Annotated in this window: 15 protein-coding genes; 7 read left to right on the forward strand and 8 right to left on the reverse strand. The window is 47.3% G+C overall.

From position 1 onward, the window contains the following. Positions 1–59 precede the first annotated feature (59 nt). A complete protein-coding gene (locus B3850_RS08280; RefSeq protein WP_058579022.1) occupies positions 60–530 on the forward strand; it encodes a hotdog fold domain-containing protein in 471 nt (156 codons plus the stop codon). A gap of 62 nt (positions 531–592) precedes the next feature. Here the strand turns inward: B3850_RS08280 and B3850_RS08285 are convergent, their stop codons facing one another. Beyond that, complete coding sequence (locus B3850_RS08285) at positions 593–2,146, reverse strand: peptide MFS transporter (protein WP_273269458.1); 1,554 nt, start codon at positions 2,144–2,146, stop codon at positions 593–595. Between the two features lie 133 nt (positions 2,147–2,279). Beyond that, the gene (locus tag B3850_RS08290; RefSeq protein ID WP_286911625.1) at positions 2,280–4,445 is read right to left on the reverse strand and encodes a putative bifunctional diguanylate cyclase/phosphodiesterase; all 2,166 of its coding nucleotides are present in this window, start codon (positions 4,443–4,445) and stop codon (positions 2,280–2,282) included. A 171-nt stretch (positions 4,446–4,616) separates the two neighbouring features. Between B3850_RS08290 and B3850_RS08295 the strand changes: the two genes are divergently transcribed. The 5 genes from B3850_RS08295 to prpF are packed head-to-tail and all read left to right on the forward strand — an operon-like array spanning position 4,617 to position 11,127. Beyond that, positions 4,617–5,315 (forward strand): GntR family transcriptional regulator, encoded by a 699-nt coding sequence (locus tag B3850_RS08295; RefSeq protein ID WP_053952306.1) that lies wholly within the window; start codon positions 4,617–4,619, stop codon positions 5,313–5,315. After that, positions 5,312–6,190 (forward strand): methylisocitrate lyase, encoded by an 879-nt coding sequence (prpB, locus tag B3850_RS08300; protein ID WP_058579025.1) that lies wholly within the window; start codon positions 5,312–5,314, stop codon positions 6,188–6,190. Before B3850_RS08295 ends, prpB begins: the two co-directional genes overlap by 4 nt. Positions 6,191–6,212: 22 nt before the next feature. Continuing rightward, positions 6,213–7,337 (forward strand): bifunctional 2-methylcitrate synthase/citrate synthase, encoded by a 1,125-nt coding sequence (prpC, locus tag B3850_RS08305; protein ID WP_053952304.1) that lies wholly within the window; start codon positions 6,213–6,215, stop codon positions 7,335–7,337. Between the two features lies 1 nt (position 7,338). After that, on the forward strand, positions 7,339–9,936 hold the full coding sequence (acnD, locus tag B3850_RS08310) for a Fe/S-dependent 2-methylisocitrate dehydratase AcnD (protein WP_286911626.1): 2,598 nt from the start codon (positions 7,339–7,341) through the stop codon (positions 9,934–9,936). Between the two features lie 12 nt (positions 9,937–9,948). Next, positions 9,949–11,127, forward strand: a complete 1,179-nt coding sequence (gene prpF / locus B3850_RS08315; protein ID WP_286911627.1) for a 2-methylaconitate cis-trans isomerase PrpF — start codon at positions 9,949–9,951, stop codon at positions 11,125–11,127. Positions 11,128–11,176: 49 nt separating this feature from the next. Here the strand turns inward: prpF and B3850_RS08320 are convergent, their stop codons facing one another. Beyond that, on the reverse strand, positions 11,177–11,785 hold the full coding sequence (locus B3850_RS08320; protein WP_053952301.1) for a hypothetical protein: 609 nt from the start codon (positions 11,783–11,785) through the stop codon (positions 11,177–11,179). A 17-nt stretch (positions 11,786–11,802) separates the two neighbouring features. Between B3850_RS08320 and B3850_RS08325 the strand changes: the two genes are divergently transcribed. Next, positions 11,803–12,786, forward strand: coding sequence for a sensor domain-containing diguanylate cyclase (locus B3850_RS08325; RefSeq protein ID WP_286876301.1), 984 nt, complete (start codon positions 11,803–11,805; stop codon positions 12,784–12,786). Here B3850_RS08325 and B3850_RS08330 read toward each other — a convergent pair. The 5 genes from B3850_RS08330 to B3850_RS08350 form a co-directional block, all read right to left on the reverse strand. Continuing rightward, on the reverse strand, positions 12,783–13,520 hold the full coding sequence (locus B3850_RS08330; RefSeq protein ID WP_286876299.1) for a 3'-5' exonuclease: 738 nt from the start codon (positions 13,518–13,520) through the stop codon (positions 12,783–12,785). The genes B3850_RS08325 and B3850_RS08330 overlap by 4 nt on opposite strands. A gap of 2 nt (positions 13,521–13,522) precedes the next feature. Beyond that, positions 13,523–15,379, reverse strand: a complete 1,857-nt coding sequence (locus B3850_RS08335) for a DUF294 nucleotidyltransferase-like domain-containing protein (RefSeq protein WP_286911628.1) — start codon at positions 15,377–15,379, stop codon at positions 13,523–13,525. A gap of 52 nt (positions 15,380–15,431) precedes the next feature. Then, positions 15,432–17,126, reverse strand: coding sequence for a BCCT family transporter (locus B3850_RS08340; protein ID WP_414654249.1), 1,695 nt, complete (start codon positions 17,124–17,126; stop codon positions 15,432–15,434). Between the two features lie 200 nt (positions 17,127–17,326). Next, entirely contained in the window at positions 17,327–17,935 is a 609-nt protein-coding gene (locus B3850_RS08345; RefSeq protein WP_058579033.1) for an outer membrane beta-barrel protein, read from the reverse strand. A 101-nt stretch (positions 17,936–18,036) separates the two neighbouring features. Continuing rightward, on the reverse strand, positions 18,037–19,212 hold the full coding sequence (locus B3850_RS08350) for a M14 family metallopeptidase (protein WP_286876288.1): 1,176 nt from the start codon (positions 19,210–19,212) through the stop codon (positions 18,037–18,039). Positions 19,213–19,217: the final 5 nt, after the last annotated feature.

Below are 19,217 nucleotides of genomic sequence, written 5' to 3' on the forward strand. Positions count from 1 at the left end.
CGCCTCACCCTACTCGATATTGCTTATAAGTTATCGACTAAATTTCAGGAGTATAACGAGTGGCCAATGGCAACTATTTAATTAATTTGTACGAGCGTTGTTTGAAACTGCCGTTTGGGCGCAAGATTTTCTCTGCAATGTTTGCTCGAAAAGCGCCTTATTTTGCAACCATTAAACCGCTTATCACTGAATTAGAGCCTAACTTTTGTCAGCTTACGTTCAAAAAGCGAAAAGCCGTTCAGAACCACATTGGTACGGTGCACGCTATTGCAGTATGTAACGGAATGGAGATGGCTATGGGCGCATTAGCTGAAGCTTCTATTCCAAAGCATTTGCGTTGGATCCCCAAAGGTATGAATGTTCAGTATCTGGCAAAAACAAACAGTGACGTGACTATTGAGGCGAAGGCATCAGATCAGACTTGGCAAGTGGGTGAGCAACCAATAACCGTGGAAGCGAAACGGGATGATGGTACCGTGGTTGCTGCTGGTGAGATTATTATCTACGTTTCCGAAAAGCCTAAAAAGTAAATCGGACATACTAAAAAAGGGACCCAAAGGTCCCTTTTTAAATGCTAATTTCTTAACCTTTATTAAGGTTTGCCAACCGGCTCGTTAGCATCAATAACTGCACCTGGGTGTTCGTCTTCGCCATCGTCCGGCGCCAGTTTTTCCCATTTACGGGTAAACAGAGCCAATACGAAGACCGCCGCACCAACGCTTACACCGAACACAAAGATGGTCCAGTAAAGCTCAGGCATTGCTTGTGGGTTCTCCGGGTCAAGGCCACCAGCCAACAAGCCAGCAACAACGTTACCGATGGAGTAGGTGAGTACGAAGATACCCATCATCTGGCCTGCCATACGCTTCGGTGACAACTTACTCACAGCACTCAGGGCAACTGGGCTTAAGCACAGTTCACCAACGGTGTGAATGAAGTAAACCGCAACCAGCCAGTATGGCGCCACTTTAAGTCCACTTGCAGCGGCTTGTGAGGCGAAGAACATGACAATGAAGCCTGTCGCCATAATGATAAGGCCAATAGCACTCTTAAAGCCGTACGACGGGTTGATCATACGCTTGCTCAGGTTGATCCAAAGCGCCGCAAAAAATGGCGACATAATGACCAGGAATATCGAGTTCAGTGACTGGAACCAAGTGGTTGGAATTTCGAAGCTACCAACCATGCGATCTGTTAAGTCACGGGCAAACAGGTTAAATGAAGAACCTGCCTGTTCGAAGCCCGCCCAAAACATCGTTGACGCAATACACACCAGGAATAGCGCACCGAGGCGCTTCATTTCATCTCGAGTCAACTTCCCGAAGATAAAAACGGACAGGTAGTATAGGAAAAATATAACGGTGAAAATAATCGCAACGTTTCCGGCAACTACGGTTGGGTCAATCGTGACGTAGTCGTTCAGTGCTAAGTAGGTATAAACAGCTAGGCCTGCTAGTAACAGCCAAATGATTCCCCAACTGCGTTTCGTACCTTTAGGACCCATTGGTTTCGGCGGCTTTTCGCCAACGCCGTTCAACTTACGCTGAGTCAGTTTGTACTGAATAAGGCCGAATGCCATACCAACAGCTGCTGCACCGAAACCCCAATGGTAACCCGCGTTTTCCATTAGGTAACCGGTAACAAAGTAACCGATGATTGAACCGATGTTGATACCCATGTAATACAGGGTATAGCCACCATCACGACGATCATCGTCAGAGCTGTACAGCTGACCGACCATAGCAGTGATGTTTGGCTTTAACAGGCCGGTACCCAGTACCACCAAAATCATACCAACAAAGAAGCCTGCTTCACTAGGAATGGCCAATACAATGTGGCCAAGCATAATGATGATGCCGCCGTACCAGGTGGCGCGTTGACCACCTAACAAACGGTCGGCAATCCAACCGCCTGGTAAGCCCATGAAATAGACCGCACCGGTGTATAGGCCGTAGATAGCGGTTGCAGAGGCAACGGTTATTGCGAGTCCACCTTCTTGCAGACTGGCGGTCATGAATAAAACGAGTAGCGCGCGCATGCCATAGTAACTCATGCGCTCCCACATTTCGGTAAAGAACAGGGTTTGTAAGCCCCCTGGCTGTCCGAAAAAGCTTGAGTCTTTATCGACTATATTTTTAGGATCCATTCTTGTTATCCATTTTGTTATTTAACATCAAATAGTTATGTCTATTTTTAGCTTATTCGACTAAAGTCGGAGTCGAAAAAGGTGGCAATACTTTACTAGCGGTAGCCACAGAATGGAACCGAAAACGACGAATTCACTGGTTTTGCTGTCTAAACTCGGGCTCGGCAACAGGTTTGCTGAATAAATAGCCCTGGAAGTAGTCACAGCCTAATGAAGACAGGTAGTCAAAGTGCTTTTCTGTTTCGACACCTTCGGCAACCACTTTAAGCCCCAGGTTATGTGCCAGTTGCACAATCGTCTGCACAATGGCTTCTTTTTGCTTAGACTGAAACATATCGCGCACGAACGACACATCAATTTTCAGAACGTCAAACGGCAGCTTCATCAAATAGGAAAGAGATGAGTAACCCGTACCAAAGTCATCGAGCGCGAACTGAATGCCTAGTTGCTTCAACTCGTTAATTTTGTGAATGACTTCATCCAGGTTTTGCATTAACACGCTCTCAGTCAACTCTAGTTTAAGTTGGCCGGCAGGCACGTCGTAATGCTTCAACAGGCTGTTTAGCTTGTCGACAAAGTCCAGTTGCTGAAACTGCGGTGCGCTGACATTAATAGAAAGAACCCAGTCGTTTAAACCCAGCTGTTGCCACTGACGAATAATTTGGCAGGCTTGCTCATTAATTAAGTCACCCAGACCAATAATAAGACCGGTTTCCTCGGCCAGCGGAATAAATTCCGCAGGAGAGACCATTCCCCGCTCGCTATGATGCCAACGAATAAGGGCCTCTGCGCCAATAACAGTTCGGTTTTCATTAAGCTGGGGCTGCACATAAAGCTCTAAGCCAGTGCGCGTTTCTATCGCATGGCGTAAATCTGACTCAAGCTTCACTCGCTTTTCAATCGCATCGGCCATTTCAGGGTGATATAAGCGAATTTCGCCCATGCCATTGCGTTTTGCTTCGGCTAAGGCTAATGCCGCCTGAACCAGTATGTCTTCTGACGATTTGGTTAAGTCGCTGATAACTGTTGCACCAAGACTCATTGAGCACTGATGACGGTAATCTTTTAATGAATAGGGCGCTTGCAGCTCTTGTTGCAGTGTTTTAGCCATGCTCAGCGCGTGCGACTGCGCCTGTACCGGATTATTGCTCTTGCGCACCCGGGCAACCACAGCAAACTCGTTAGAGCTGGGGCGTGCAACCATATGCACGTTTAAATTGACGCGCTCGAGTCTGTGAGTGACTGATTGCAACAGTAAATCGCCCAGGGTTGGTCCAAGCGTGTTATTCAGAACTTTGAACTTGTCGATGTCGAGCAAAAATAGAACAAGGTGTTCGTCTTCAGGTATTTCCTGCTGCTGTTGTGATAAGTAGTCCAAAAGAGAGCGGCGATTCGGCAAACCTGTTAGTGCATCGTTGAAAGCTAGCTCCCGAATGCGCTTGTCTGACTGACGTATGGCTTGGTAATTATGCTGAAAACGCCGATCAATAACGGATGAAACCCAGGAGATAAGCGCGATAAGTGCGACGGCAATGACAATAGCGTAAATCAGCCATAAATGTTGGTGTTGAGCACCGGTTGTTAAGCTACTGGTGGTTTCATTTGCGTAAAAGCGAGCGGCCAGCATCGCAACATAGTGCATACCACTAATAGCGGCAGCAATAATCAGCGCAGTGACAAACTGTATTTTTCGAAGTTCGCTTTTGGCGCCGCGAATGGTGTTCGAGCGGCTATAAGTACTCATGGCAAGAATACCTAGAGCCACCGCAATAACTATGGAAGTCGCAAACCAATAGGGCGAGTAAAGGAGCTCTGCATTTAACTGCATAGCTTCCATGCCCAGGTAGTGCATTAGTCCAATACCGGCACCTAGAATTGTGCCCGAAAGAATGTTTGTTTTGCTTGAAACCTGGTTGCGTACTCTTTTGAAACTAGCCAGTTTGTCTGCGGACAGGTGCAAAGAATAGGCAAAGTAATTGCCGATAATAGCCGGGGCTATCGAGGCCAGAGTTAATCCAATACTGTGTGAAACCACCACAGGCAACTGGAACGCTATCATGCCTATAAAGTGCATGCTCCAGACGCCAATACCGGCAACAATTGCGGTAATAAGCGTCCAGGTTCGCTGTTGGCTGACTGAACGATGACGATGAGCACGCTCAAATATCTTTAACGCGGTAAATGACGCTATAAAAGCAACAAGGTAGGACAGGGCAACAAGCCAATAATTGTAATTGCCGGGTAGCGGAGCTTGTGAGTACTGCCCCAGATCAAAAAAAGTCATTAAAACGTCATTCATAAAAGCATCTTATCAGATCATTAAACGGCATTGCTAAGCCAAATTTCCCCAAGTGCAGGAGTGCTTAAATTGTCGACAATGCGATTGTTTTGGAATTGAAAAACGTGGTTATTTAGACTACCCTGTGTAGATTGTCGACAACCAAGTATTTTCTACTTATTTAAATAATATATGCAGACTTTTTACGATCAGTCGTACTCATTCAGATCACCCGTCACGTCAGCCGATCGTGTTCTTGTTGCGGTGCAAAAAGCGATTGTTGAAGGCGATATTGCCGCAGGCAGTAAAATTAGTGAAGCGGGTCTTGCTAAACAGTTTAATGTTAGCCGGGCACCATTGCGTGAAGCATTAGCGCGACTAGAGCGTTGTCACTTGGTTGAGCGTACCCCGAATGCAGGAGCTCGCGTTGTCACATTAACCTATGAAGGCTTAATTGCGTTGTATCAAATACGTGAAGAGCTGGAGGGGTTAGCTTGTCGTCTTGCAGCGGAACAAATGGCCGATGACGAAATTGATGCCTTGTCTAAACTGTTAGAGCAACATTTGGAAAATCAGCGGGTGCGTGAAGGCGAAAGTTATTATCAAGAGGCGGGGGATGTCGATTTTCATTACCGCATTATTCTTGCCAGTAAAAATCAGTACTTAATTAATATGCTCTGCGACGAGCTTTACTTTTTAGTTCGCATGTACCGTGTTCAGCTTGGTATGAATGGTCCGCGTGTGTCGCGTGCTTTTGATGAACACAAAGCGATTATTACCGCCATTGCGAACCGCGATGGCGAACTTGCCGATTTGTTGATGCGCCGCCATATCAGTGCATCACGCAAAAACATTGAAACAAAACTACAAGCACATAAGGAAGTATCATGAGTCAATTACAAAGCCCAGGTGCGAAACTGCGCCAAGCCGTAGCCGACGAGAGCCCACTGCAAATTGTCGGTACCATTAATGCTTACACAGCCATGATGGCTGAAAAAGTCGGTCATAAAGCGTTGTACTTGTCAGGTGCTGGCGTGGCTAACGCGTCTTTTGGCTTGCCTGACTTGGGAATGACTTCGTTGAACGACGTATGTGAAGACATTCGTCGTATTACCGGTGCCAGCGACTTGCCACTGTTGGTGGACGCCGATACCGGTTGGGGTGGCGCATTCAACATTGCTCGTACGGTAAAAGAAATGAGCCGTGCCGGCGCCGCAGGTTTTCATATTGAAGATCAGGTTGCGCAGAAACGCTGTGGTCACCGTCCAAACAAAGAAATAGTTAGCCAGGGCGAAATGGTTGACCGTGTCAAAGCGGCTGTTGATGCGCGTATTGATGATCAGTTCTACATTATGGCACGCACCGATGCATTCCAGCAGGAAGGTATCGAGTCTGCTATTGAGCGTGCGCAAGCTTGTGTAGATGCAGGTGCAGATGCAATTTTTGCCGAAGCGGTGCACACGCTGGAACACTACAAAGCCTTTACTGATGCACTAGATGTGCCGGTACTGGCCAATATTACCGAGTTTGGTGCGACGCCGCTGTTTAACAAGCAAGAACTGGCCGATGTGGGCGTAGAAATTGTGCTTTATCCATTAAGTGCTTTCCGAGCTATGAACAAAGCGGCACTTAATGTCTACAATAGTATTTTAGAAAACGGTGACCAGAAAGCGGTTGTCGATGATATGCAAACGCGTGCGGAATTGTATGAATTTCTGAACTATCACGATTTCGAAGAAAAACTCGACCAATTATTTAAAAAATAAACAAATTAAGAAGGGAAAAATCATGGCAGAGAAGAAACTAAGTGGCGCAGGTTTGCGCGGACAATCAGCCGGCGAAACAGCACTATGTACAGTTGGTAAAAGCGGCTCAGGCTTAACCTACCGCGGCTATGACATTAAAGAGCTTGCCGAAAAAGTCAGCTTTGAAGAAGTGGCGTACCTGCTGGCAAAAGGCGAATTGCCGACTCAGTCGCAACTTGACGACTACCGCAAACGCTTAAAATCACTACGCGTATTGCCTCAGGAAGTCAAAGACGTACTAGAGCGCATTCCAAAATCAGCGCACCCGATGGATGTGATGCGCACCGGTTGTTCAATGCTGGGTAACCTGGAAACAGAAGAAAGCTTCGATGAAGCCGACGACCATATCGAGCGTTTCTTAGCGACATTCCCTGGCATCGTGCTGTACTGGTATCGCTTTACTCACGACGGCGTTCGTATCGATACGGACTCAGAAGAAGAGTCAATCGGCGCGCACTTCCTGCGTTTATTGCACGACAAAACACCGTCACAGCTGCATGCTGACGTGATGAATACTTCGCTAATCTTGTACGCAGAGCACGAATTTAATGCGTCGACCTTTACTGCGCGTGTTTGTGCTTCGACACTATCTGACATTCATTCATGTGTTACCGGCGCGATTGGTTCGTTACGTGGTCCACTGCACGGTGGTGCGAATGAAGCAGCAATGGAACTTATCGAAGACATGAAAGACGCCGAAGATGCCGAGCAAACGCTGATGGGCATGTTAGAGCGTAAAGAAAAAATCATGGGCTTCGGTCATGCGATTTACAAAGAGTTTGACCCGCGTAACGACATCATCAAAGCGTGGTCGAAGAAACTGTCTGAAGAAGTCGGCGATAGCCGTTTGTACGATGTTTCTGTTCGCTGCGAAGAAGTCATGTGGCGCGAGAAGAAGTTGTTCCCGAATGCGGACTTCTTCCATGCCTCAGCCTATAACTACATGGGCATTCCAACCAAATTGTTTACGCCAATTTTTGTTATGTCGCGGGTAACCGGCTGGACCGCGCACGTTAAAGAACAGCGTGCTAACAACCGTATTATTCGTCCGTCTGCGGACTACACCGGTCCAGAGGCGCGTCCAGTTCCAGCTATTGGTGACCGTTAATATGAACAATGAATACCGTAAAAAACTAGACGGCACGACGCTCGAGTATTTCGATACTCGGGCAGCCGTTGAAGCCATTGAACAGGGTGCTTACGACAAACTGCCATACACCTCGCGGGTACTGGCAGAAAACCTGGTACGTCGCTGCCCGCCGGAAATTCTGACGCAGTCGTTAGAGCAGCTGATTTACGGCAAGAAAGAGCACGATTTTCCGTGGTTCCCGGCTCGCGTCGTTTGCCACGACATTCTCGGACAAACGGCGCTGGTTGACTTAGCTGGCCTGCGCGATGCGATCGCCGAAAAAGGCGGCGACCCGGCCAAAGTGAACCCGGTCGTGCCAACGCAGCTGATTGTCGACCATTCACTGGCGGTTGAGCACGCGGGCTTCGAAAAAGACGCGTTCGAGAAAAACCGGGCTATTGAAGACCGTCGTAACGACGACCGTTTCCACTTTATTAACTGGACTAAAACGGCGTTTAAAAACGTCGACGTGATACCACCGGGTAACGGCATTATGCACCAGATTAACCTGGAAAAAATGTCGCCGGTAGTGCAGGTCCGTGACAACGTCGCTTTTGTTGATACCTGTGTAGGCACCGACAGCCACACGCCGATGGTTGATGCTTTAGGCGTTATTTCTGTGGGCGTGGGTGGCCTGGAAGCTGAAAGCGTGATGCTGGGCCGCGCCTCTTATATGCGTTTGCCTGATATCGTAGGTGTTGAACTCACGGGCAAATTGCGTCCGGGCATAACCGGCACCGATTTAGTGTTGTCGTTGACTGAGTTTTTGCGTCGTGAACGAGTGGTTGGCGCTTACCTTGAGTTCTTCGGTGAAGGTGCAGAGGCATTGACTGTTGGCGACCGTGCCACTATATCTAACATGACACCGGAATACGGTGCCACCGCAGCAATGTTCTATATCGATAACCAAACTATCGACTATTTGAAACTAACCGGTCGTGATGACGATCAAGTGGAGTTGGTCGAGAAGTTTGCTAAAGAAACCGGCTTGTGGGGCGATAGCCTGAAAACTGCCGAATACGGTCGAGTCTTGCGTTTTGACTTGTCAAAAGTCGAGCGTAACCTGGCAGGTCCGTCTAATCCGCATGCCTTACTACCGGCAGCTGAGCTCAGCGAGCGCGGCGTAGCCAAACATATTGAACAGCCGGAAGAGGGCAAAATGCCTGACGGCGCAGTAATTATTGCGGCGATTACCAGTTGTACCAACACCAGTAACCCACGCAATATGATTGCAGCAGGTTTGATTGCGCGTAACGCGAATAAGTTGGGCTTAACGCGTAAGCCATGGGTTAAGTCATCATTGGCTCCGGGCTCTAAAACCGTAAAAATGTACCTGGAAGAAGCGCAGCTACTGCCTGAACTGGAAGACTTAGGTTTCGGCGTGGTGGCGTTTGCCTGTACCACGTGTAACGGTATGAGTGGCGCGCTGGATCCGAAAATTCAGCAAGAAATCATCGACCGTGATCTGTTCTCAACCGCGGTATTGTCGGGTAACCGAAACTTTGACGGACGTATTCATCCGTATGCTAAACAGGCGTTTTTAGCATCGCCGCCGTTGGTTGTGGCGTATGCGATTGCCGGCACTATCCGTTTTGATATAGAAAAGGATGTGCTCGGTATTGATCCGGACGGCAATCCGGTAACTCTGAAAGACATCTGGCCAAGTGATGAAGAAATTGACGCTATTGTTAAACAGAGTGTTAAGCCTGAGCAGTTCCGCAAGGTCTATGACCCAATGTTTAACCTGAGTGTCGACTACGGCGAGAAGAACAATCCGTTGTATGATTGGCGCGAAATGAGCACTTATATTCGTCGTCCTCCTTATTGGGAAGGTGAGTTAGCCGCAGAGAATACGTTAACGGGTCTGCGTCCGCTGGCAGTACTGGGCGATAACATCACCACCGACCACTTGTCACCGTCAAACGCCATTATGGCTGACAGTGCTGCAGGTGAATACCTGACTAAAATGGGCGTGCCGGAAGAAGACTTCAACTCTTATGCGACCCACCGCGGCGATCACCTCACTGCGCAACGTGCCACCTTCGCTAACCCGAAGCTGTTTAACGAAATGGTGCGTGACGACAACGGTGACGTGATTCAGGGATCGCTGGCGCGTATTGAGCCAGAAGGCAAAGTCGTGCGCATGTGGGAAGCCATTGAGCACTACATGACGAACAAGCAGCCGCTGATTATCGTGGCCGGCGCTGATTACGGTCAGGGCTCATCGCGCGATTGGGCAGCGAAAGGTGTTCGCTTAGCGGGTGTTGAAGTTATTGTTGCTGAAGGCTTTGAGCGCATTCACCGCACCAACTTAATTGGAATGGGCGTATTGCCACTGCAGTTTGAAGAGGGCACCACGCGCAAAACCTTGAATATTGACGGTACTGAAACTTTCGACGTGAAAGGCACACCGGCACCGGGGGCTGTATTGCAGCTGACTATCCACCGTAAGGACGGGTCGTCACAGCAAGTACCGGTTATTTGTCGCCTGGATACCAAAGAGGAAGTCTCTATTTACGAGGCTGGTGGTGTATTACAGCGCTTTGCACAGGACTTTTTAGAAGCGGAAGCAAGCTAAGGAGTTTGAGCTATGGCGTTTAAACCACAAATCAAAATTCCCGCCACCTATATGCGTGGCGGAACCTCGAAAGGCGTATTTTTCCGTTTGCAGGACTTGCCTGAAGCAGCGCAGCAACCGGGTGCGGTGCGCGATGCCATTTTGTTGCGTGTCATTGGCAGCCCGGATCCTTACGCCAAGCATACCGATGGTATGGGCGGCGCGACGTCCAGCACCAGTAAAACGGTTATCGTTTCTAAAAGCGAACAGCCGGATCATGACGTGGATTACCTGTTTGGTCAGGTGTCCATAGACAAGCCATTTGTCGACTGGAGTGGTAACTGCGGTAATTTATCGTCAGCGGTGGGGCCATTTGCCATTGCCAACGGTTTGGTAGCGCCTGAACGCATTCCTGAAAATGGGGTTTGCGAAGTCCGTATTTGGCAGGCCAATATTGGCAAAACTATTGTCAATAAAGTGCCTATGGTCAACGGTGAAGTGCAGGAAACCGGTGATTTTGAGCTGGATGGCGTTACCTTCCCGGCAGCGGAAGTGCCCGTAGAGTTTATGGACCCATCAGCTGATGGTGAGTCGATGTTTCCGACCGGTAATCTGATCGATGATTTAGACGTTCCGGGTATCGGCACCTTAAAAGCAACACTGATTAACGCCGGTATTCCGACCATTTTCCTGAATGCAGAAGAAATTGGCTATGATGGCACCGAACTGCAGGAAGCTATTAACGGCGACCCGGCAGCTTTGGAGCGTTTCGAAACCATTCGTGCGCACGGTGCCGTAAAAATGGGCTTGATAGACGACGTTTCAGATGCAGCTAATCGCCAGCATACGCCGAAAGTGGCGTTTGTCGCGCCGCCGAAAGACTATATCGCCTCCAGTGGTAAGAAAATTGCCGCCAGTGACGTGAATCTGTTGGTGCGTGCTATGTCGATGGGCAAACTGCATCACGCCATGATGGGCACAGCCGCAGTGGCTATCGGAACTGCCGCAGCCATTCCGGGCACTACTGTTAACCTGGCGGCGGGTGGTAATGACCGTACCATGGTTAACTTCGGTCACCCTTCAGGCACCTTACAGGTTGGCGCCGAATGTAAGCAAGTCAACGGCCAGTGGACCGCTATAAAAGCTATTATGAGCCGCAGCGCGCGCGTTTTAATGGAAGGTAACGTGCGTATTCCGGGTGACGTGCTGTAAATGCAAGAAGTCGCGCTTAGGCGCGACTTCTTATTAGTGTATTTCAAACCTAGTCCGCATAGCCCCATGGAGTAGGGGGAGTATCAACGGTTTCTGTTAAATCAAAATCCACCCGAAATTCTCTGCCTTCGCGAATTAAGCGGTAGGTAAAGGTGTCGTCGTGAATATACATTTGCCAAATATTGGTATTCGACTGCGGCACACCCAATTCAATAAATAATTCTTTTGAGTAGGCGTCAGCCGGGAACGACTGTGCAGTCGGGTAGCCTTTGTCGACCGTATGACCACCATACATAGTTAGCGGGTCATAGTTGCCGTCGGGTTTGCGGTGATCATGTTTAAGGCTAATGCCAGACCCTGTTTGCGTTAAAATCCAGGTGCGCGAATGGTCATCGCCAACATGAAAAGGAATTTCAATTTTCGCATCGCCGCACTTGCGCACATGCATAATCAACGGGCCTTCAAAGCCCTCACTTGAAGGGGTATCAACTGTTACTTCGCCAGCGTATGAGTTGCCACAGTGCTGGTTAATTGCCTCAAAAAATTCAGCTTGAGCTTGGGTAGTCACCTGCGGTGCAGGCTTAATTACCTGAGCAGAGCTGGTAAATGGTGCAAAGCTTGCGACGGCAATTGACGTAAGAAAAACGATATTTTTCATTTTTAGACCATTGGATAATGTTTAATTTTGAATTATATGAGAAAGTAAAACCTGACATGAATCAAAGGCACATGCCAGTATTTTTACGTAAACTTATGATACCAAGTGCAGTAACCGAAATTTCCGATCTCCAACATATTCTGGATAGTCTCGACGCCGTTGTGTACGTATCTGACGTTGAAACTCACGAACTGCTTTTTATGAACAAGTATGCGCTAAAGAATATTGGCGGCGTAAACCAGTTCGGTGATGTTAAAGGCAAGCGTTGCTTTGAGGTTTTACAGAAAGGTCAAAAAAAGCCTTGTGATTTTTGTACTAACCCTTTACTCCCGAAAAGTGGTGATACGTATCTTTGGGAGTTTAAAAATACACGTAATAATTGCTGGTACCAATGTCGTGACCGCTTGATCCGTTGGCATGACGGACGCCAAGTGCGACTAGAAGTCGCAACAGATATTACTGAGCGTAAGAGTGTAGAAGAGCAACTGCATGAAACACAAAAGGAATTAAAGTTTCTCGCAGAAGTGGACAGCTTAACTCAGCTATATAATCGTCGCGCATTTTTTATGTACGCGGATAATTTGCGAAAAAGCCTTCCAAAATCAGCCAGTTTGGGCTTAATGATTCTCGACTTGGACTATTTTAAAGACATTAATGATAGCTATGGGCATGAAGCTGGTGATACGTTACTAGCGGCAATCGGGCAAAAGCTTCTTTCATTTTCCGGTGATGGCACTGTGGTGGGACGTATGGGCGGTGAAGAGTTTGCTATCGCCTTCCATGAAACAGAGAAACGGGAAAAGTTAGGCTTTGCAAACGGAGTTTATAATGCAGTGAGCAGCGTGAAAGCGCTGTACTTTAAAGATACATTGCAATGTACAACAAGCATCGGCGTGTCATCACAAATGGCGGCTACAGAACTTCGAGATATTATGCGTGAGGCAGATAATGCATTGTATCAAGCAAAATCAGCCGGTCGCTCTCAGATAAAAGAGGCCTAGGGCAGCCAAATATCTCCAATGGCGGTTTCTGGCGAAAAGTGATGCGCAATTTGTGCTTGCAGCAACTCGCCGCAGGCAAGAGCGTCGGTCATGGCGTCGTGGGGGGCGTAAAAAGGCAGATTGTAACGCTCCCGGCTGTCAGCCAAACGGATAGAAACAGGCTTTTTGCCGGTTAACTTATCCCACAAACTGCGTTTTTGGCGATGAAAGCGTGCCTCAATTTCCATGGTATCTATGAGTGGGAAGTGGATGGTTTCGTTCAAACGCTCTTCAAAAGCACCTTGTAAAAAAGGGCGCTCAATACCATTGTAATGGACGACCCAAACTTTGCCTGCAACAGCGTTTAACAATGGATCAATGATTTCAGCCAAATCTGGTGCTTGCTCTATCTCGCTGTGCGTTATGCCATGAATCGTGACAGACTCTTCGGTTAACAAGCGCCGGGGCTTTACCACCCATTGTTGAGCTTGGCTCATATCGATTCGCCCTAATGTCATAGGAACAACTGCAATACTGATAATACCGTGTTTATCCGGGTTCATGCCGGTTGTTTCAAAGTCGACAGCAACCATTGGTACGTTGTCAATAGAAGTGTCTGCGCTAGCTATGCCAACTTCATAATAGCGTTTAAGCGCAGGATGCTTCGCTGTTTTTGCAAGCTCCTGAAAACGCTCCGGCCAGTTTACTGCGCTTTTCTCTTGTTTATTCTCGGCGTCTGGCGGCAAATACAGCACAATTAGCCTCCAGAATATTTGTAACGCAGGTATTTCTGCGCGTTACTGAGAATTTGGAAAGCGTCTTTTAAATTTTTACGCTCAAAATCAGACAAGTCCTCCGGTGCCACGTTGTTATCCGGTGATTCACCGGCTTCTAATGCCAGTGCCTGGTGGCGAATACGCACCATAGAAATCAATTCCAGTGCGTCACGTAAGTCTGGGCCACGACCTTTTGGCAATATATTAGCGTCAATAATTTCCTCAAGGCGGGCAAATGAATTTTGACGTTGAGCACTAATCGCCAAAGCATGTACACGAATTAAGTCAGCGACAGGACCGGTTCCACGGCGCTTTGTATTAATGCTGTCCCGGTGTTTGCCGTCTTTTTCCATGACAAAATCTTTGAAAAAACCGAGTGGTGGCGTACGGTTTAACGCGTTACGTGCCATAGAGCCCAGAAAGCGCTTGTGCTTAGGCGCTTTTTTACGAATGAGCTGGTTGAGCTCTTTGGCAAAACGCATTTCACCACTAACACCGTCTAAGTCAAAAAAAATTGACGAATGCAGCAGTTTTTCAGGTGAGGGGTTTTCTATCCAGTCCGTGAAATACTGCTTCCATTTTGATAAAGGCTGACGCCAGTTACGGTTTGTCGCCATAATATCGCCGGTGCAATAGGTATAACCACAGGCGTTTAGACCATCGGAAACAAATTGCGCGATATTTAAGAAATATTCATCATGTAGTTTAGGGTCAAAGCTGTCATCGAGCACCATTGCGTTGTCCTGGTCGGTCACCACGGTTTGCTCGTCTCTAGCCATAGAACCCAGTGCTAAGAAACAGTAGGGCACTGGTGGTGGTCCGTATTTCTCCTCGGCTAACTCCAGTAGTCGCTGTTTAAAGCTACGACCAATAGTCGCCATAGCGGAGCCAATAATGCGTGAATTAGCGTCTTCTTCAACCATACGCACAAAGCTTTTATGTACGTCAGGGACTAACTGTGAAAGCTCTTCAATACTGGTTTGTTTAAAAATACTGGAAACAATGTATAGACTGCTTTGCGATTCATGACGGGCAACGTCCGACAAAGCTATAACGCCAGTAACTTTGGATTGGCGCAGTACTGGCAAATGGTGCAAGTTGGTGCGCAGCATAGTTAGAAATGCTTCAAACACTCGATTGTTGTGCTGCACGAACACCAGGTTCTCAGACATAATATCGGCGACTGGGTCGGAGGCGTCTTTGTCGACCGCTAGTACGCGTTTACGCAAATCTTTGTCGGTGATTATGCCCGCAGGAATATCACGCTTTTCGTCGTCATAAATGAGTAATGATGACACTTTCTCGTCCGTCATTAGACAAGCAGCTTCGCGTATTGAAGCACTTTTATTAATAGCAATAGGCTCGCGTGTAATTAAAGTCTCAACTCGGGCTGATAATGTTCGGTTACGACTCTCATGTTCTTTTACCGCATGACTGACACGGCGCTGCTCTTCAACTTCAACAGCGTCGGCAAAGGCATCGTACTCGTCATAAAAGCGATTAAATAAGTCGCCGGGAATGTAATACAGCAGTGTATCTTCAATGGTTTTAACCGGAAAGCGTACGCGGCCTTTGCGGAGCAGGCCAGCTTCACCGAAAAAGCCACCTTCATCTAATCGGTTAAACAGTGATCCGTCTTTGTGATAAGTCTCAATTGAGCCACTTCTGACAACATGGAGTGCATCAATATGCTGGTTGAACTCAAGAATTTGAGTGCCGGCTTTGAAGTAAGCTACAGAGGTATTTCGTGCCGCTATTTGAAGCTCTTCTTCAGGTAACTCGTTAAAAGGAGAGTACTTGCGTAAGAAGTTCAGAATTTCGACGTGCTCAGCTTCCATATAAGCACCTTAAAAAAGATGAGCGACACCCAGAGGTGTCGCTCGTGGTCGGTTATTTTGTGGTTTTACCAACTCTTGGCTCAGAGCGCAAGCCTTGGACTAAAGCCACGGATGCTGCTAAAAGCACAATAGTAAACGGTAGGCCTGCTGATACTGCCATGGCTTGCAGAGCCACTAAGCCGCCGCCAAGTATCAAGGCAATTGCAACGAGCCCCTCAAAGGTACACCAGAATACACGTTGTGGTACAGGTGCTTCGACTTTACCGCCTGCACTGATGGTATCAATAACCAACGAACCAGAGTCAGACGATGTAATGAAGAACACCATAACTAGTATAATACCGATGAATGAGGTAATGCCTGTCCAAGGTAAACCTTCTAACATCACAAATAGCTGCAATGACAGGTCGACGTTAGCAACTTCTTCTGCGCCAGCCAGGAACTGCTCAATAGCGGCTGTGCCGAAAACGCTCATCCAGAATACGCAGGCGAGTGAAGGAATCAGCAATACTGAAACCAAGAACTCACGTACTGTGCGACCACGCGAAACGCGGGCAATGAACATACCGACAAACGGTGACCACGCTATCCACCAAGCCCAGTAAAATGACGTCCAGCCTTGTGAATAGTTTAAGTCTTCTCGTCCAACTGGATTAGACAGAGCAGGTAAGTTCACAATGTAATTGTATAGGTTGTCAACGAAGCCTGTCAGAATTGCGACAGTAGGTCCAACAATGATAACGAACAGCATTAATAGTGCTGCCAATGTCATGTTGATTTGAGATAAGCGCTGTACACCTGACTCAAGACCGGCGAGTACTGACACTAAAGCAACGGCAGTGATACCAATGACCAACAATACCTGTGTTGTATTACCTTCGTCCCAGCCAAACAGGAAGTTAAAGCCTGAGGCTGCCTGCGACGCGCCTAAACCTAACGATGTAGCTAAGCCGAACAGAGTTGCCAAAATAGCAACAATATCGATGATGTGGCCTGGCCAGCCCCAAACTCGCTCACCCAGAATAGGGTAGAAAATAGAGCGAATGGTTAAAGGTAAACCTTTGTTGAAAGAAAAAATAGCAAGACCTAAAGCCAGAACCGCGTAAATAGCCCAGGGGTGCAGTGCCCAGTGGAATATTGTTGCAGCCATACCTAAAGCAACCGCTTTCGCCTCGTCACCCTCTGCGCCACCAAGTGGAGCCCAATCGGTACGAAGCCCGTCAGATCCGGTTTCAGTGCCTCCCAAGGCTGTACTGAAGTGAGTTATGGGCTCTGAAACGCCATAGAACATTAAACCAATACCCATGCCGGCTGCGAACAGCATTGAAAACCAGCCGAGATAGGAAAAGTCAGGTTTGGCTTCTGTGCCCCCTATCCGAACTTTGCCTAGCGGTGAAACCACCAATACCAGACACAAAATAACAAAGATGTTAGCGGCGCTAATAAAGAACCAATCTAAGTTAGCCGTTAACCAATCTTTGGTATTCGTAAATATTGGGCCAGCCTGATTTTGAAAAGCTAACGTAATGAATACGAAAGCCACAATGGCTAAGCCCGAAATAGCAAAAACGCGGTTATGAAAATCGAGTCCAAATGGACCTATTTTCATGACAACGTTGTCTTGTCCTACCTGATAGTCTGTATTGATGGGGTTAACTTCACCATCGGGAATCATGGGATCATCTGCTTGACGCTCGCGTTCTAAATCCTTGTCGCCGCGCAGTACCTCTTCTTCTTTTTTGGTCATTTAGCTTCCCCTTTATTAAAAATAGGCGCTGATACGCATTTGAATTTAAAGCTAATTTTAAATTCACGTGTAGAGTATAGGAAGCTACGGAGATTTCTTAAAGTTAGATCGGTAGAAAATTAGAATTGTTTTTCAAATTAGAGTAGAGGAAGGCTGGGGGAAGCTAACGGATAATCCTTTATCCGCCAGCTTATAGGGGGTTAGAAGCTATAACGAACGCTCGCACCTATAGTATCGATATCCTGATCAATTTCATCTAGATCATACAGTTTATACCCAACACCCAGCGATAAGTTAGTGGTCAGATGGAAAAACGCTGAAGCGTCATAACGAATGGCGTTTTCATCGTCAATATCCAGATAGTCAGCTTTGACAGATAACTCGAAGAAGTCGGTAATCATAGAGCGGATACCCAGACCGGCCCCGTAGCCCGATTCGTCAAAAGACTCTGAGCCTATGGCATCAATAGAGCCAACAAGCTCCAGTTTTTCGTAGGTGACGGTAGCGAAAATGTCCGTAGAGTCGGTAATGCCATGGTTAAAGCCTAGACCGGCATTGAGTGAGTCTAAATCGACATCACCAAAGTCTGACTCGTCACCCACTGAGTCAAAGTTTGCCAGAACAAAAACGGAGTCACTAAGCGACAGGGAACCAGATACCGCGTAACCATCCATTGAAATATCTTCATCAAGCGGTGTTTCGATATCGGTTTCGATATAAGTTGCCTGAATTTTGTCCCAGTTGGGAGAGTCCGCTAAAGCGCCTGTTGAAGTCCCAATTAAAGCGAGTGCAATGATTGTCTTTTTCATGATACTTCCTTATTGGTTAGTTGCTAAACATAGTGCTTTTCCGTTGTTATGACTAAAGTTAGGGTGGGTCGAAAAAAGCTTCAACCGCTTTTACGAAACCTTTAATCTAAGCGGTTAATTAAGGAAATTAAGGCGGCTTCAGCAACGCGTTTAATATTGTCACGCTCTTCGCTGTCACTGACTTCGTAAGTGACTGCATGAGCTGCGAACTTATCAGTGATGAACTGCTTAAAAACACCGCTGTCAGGGTGTGCACCAGGCTGATAGTCAAGTTCAACGGAGTCGACCATTTCAGCGATTTCTTCAATCCAGTTATAAACTCGTTGAGGGTTTCTTAAAGGCACTCCAGAACTAGGTTCATAGCCTTTAGGCATCGTATAAAAAACATTTCGGTGCGTTGAGTGAAAATCAATGGCGAACTCAATTTTACCGCCACCTTTAGTTAATTTTGTTAAGTATTTAGCCAGTGCCTGGGTTTCCGGCAGCGTTTGGTTTTTCCAGTCCCTGTTCATATCGACACCGGCGGCTGTTAAGCGCCAATTGCCGTGATAAACCCCGTCTGGGTTCATATTTGGAACCAGTAAAATATTGTATTGCTTGCGAAACTCAGAAACGTATTTTTCATCGCTAAATAGTATTTCTCCAAAGTGGAGAAGGGCAATTGCGCCAGTCACTTCCGGTGGATGTTGACGGCCAATAAGTATCAGCCATTTATCGCTTGAAGGAACTGTATGCTCTAATGCAGCCAAGTTTCTTCCTTCACTGGAGACCCCGAGAGAAATAACTTTGGAGTGCTCAGGCTCTTTAATTAAGCTACTTAGCCATTCTATATAATGGACGTTATCGATAATTTCCTGTCCGGCGATAATTTCTTTTTCTTGGGCCGGTAGGGTGACTTTAAACTTTAACCAACCATCGCCTTCTGAGAAAGGGACCGGGTGCCACATATCTTCGCCGATACTGCTGCGTTTGGGCTTGTACCTTGAAATACCTTTGTCAGCAAACAAAGTAATCGTAAAGGTCTTACTCTCATTCGCCAGGTTTTCAACGGCAAATGCGTACCAGGGGCTAGGGTTTATATCTTCCTTTTCTGGCTTTAAATAGAGCTTAAATTGACCTTCCTGCTCTCGCTCACAATGATGTAAACGTCCCGCAGCAAAGTCAGTCGTAAACTCGACTTGCTCGAATGAGCAGCCGTCAGGATTCCTAGGTTTGTCCTCCTGAGGCTGCTGAAGCGTTAACTGGCTAAATAACGCAACGCTGGCTAAAGAGAGCATTTATT

It is taken from the genome of Idiomarina sp. UBA4520 (assembly GCF_002388365.1).
GTDB classification, from domain to species: domain Bacteria; phylum Pseudomonadota; class Gammaproteobacteria; order Enterobacterales; family Alteromonadaceae; genus Idiomarina; species Idiomarina zobellii.

Bases quoted from the DNA above. Each gene is read 5' to 3' on its own strand.
- B3850_RS08285 (WP_273269458.1), bottom strand. From the start codon at position 2,146: ATGGATCCTAAAAATATAGTCGATAAAGACTCAAGCTTTTTCGGACAG.
- B3850_RS08290 (WP_286911625.1), bottom strand. From the start codon at position 4,445: ATGAATGACGTTTTAATGACTTTTTTTGATCTGGGGCAGTACTCACAA.
- B3850_RS08295 (WP_053952306.1), top strand. From the start codon at position 4,617: ATGCAGACTTTTTACGATCAGTCGTACTCATTCAGATCACCCGTCACG.
- prpB (WP_058579025.1), top strand. From the start codon at position 5,312: ATGAGTCAATTACAAAGCCCAGGTGCGAAACTGCGCCAAGCCGTAGCC.
- prpC (WP_053952304.1), top strand. From the start codon at position 6,213: ATGGCAGAGAAGAAACTAAGTGGCGCAGGTTTGCGCGGACAATCAGCC.
- acnD (WP_286911626.1), top strand. From the start codon at position 7,339: ATGAACAATGAATACCGTAAAAAACTAGACGGCACGACGCTCGAGTAT.
- prpF (WP_286911627.1), top strand. From the start codon at position 9,949: ATGGCGTTTAAACCACAAATCAAAATTCCCGCCACCTATATGCGTGGC.
- B3850_RS08320 (WP_053952301.1), bottom strand. From the start codon at position 11,785: ATGAAAAATATCGTTTTTCTTACGTCAATTGCCGTCGCAAGCTTTGCA.
- B3850_RS08325 (WP_286876301.1), top strand. From the start codon at position 11,803: ATGTTTAATTTTGAATTATATGAGAAAGTAAAACCTGACATGAATCAA.
- B3850_RS08335 (WP_286911628.1), bottom strand. From the start codon at position 15,379: ATGGAAGCTGAGCACGTCGAAATTCTGAACTTCTTACGCAAGTACTCT.
- B3850_RS08340 (WP_414654249.1), bottom strand. From the start codon at position 17,126: ATGACCAAAAAAGAAGAAGAGGTACTGCGCGGCGACAAGGATTTAGAA.
- B3850_RS08345 (WP_058579033.1), bottom strand. From the start codon at position 17,935: ATGAAAAAGACAATCATTGCACTCGCTTTAATTGGGACTTCAACAGGC.
- B3850_RS08350 (WP_286876288.1), bottom strand. From the start codon at position 19,212: ATGCTCTCTTTAGCCAGCGTTGCGTTATTTAGCCAGTTAACGCTTCAG.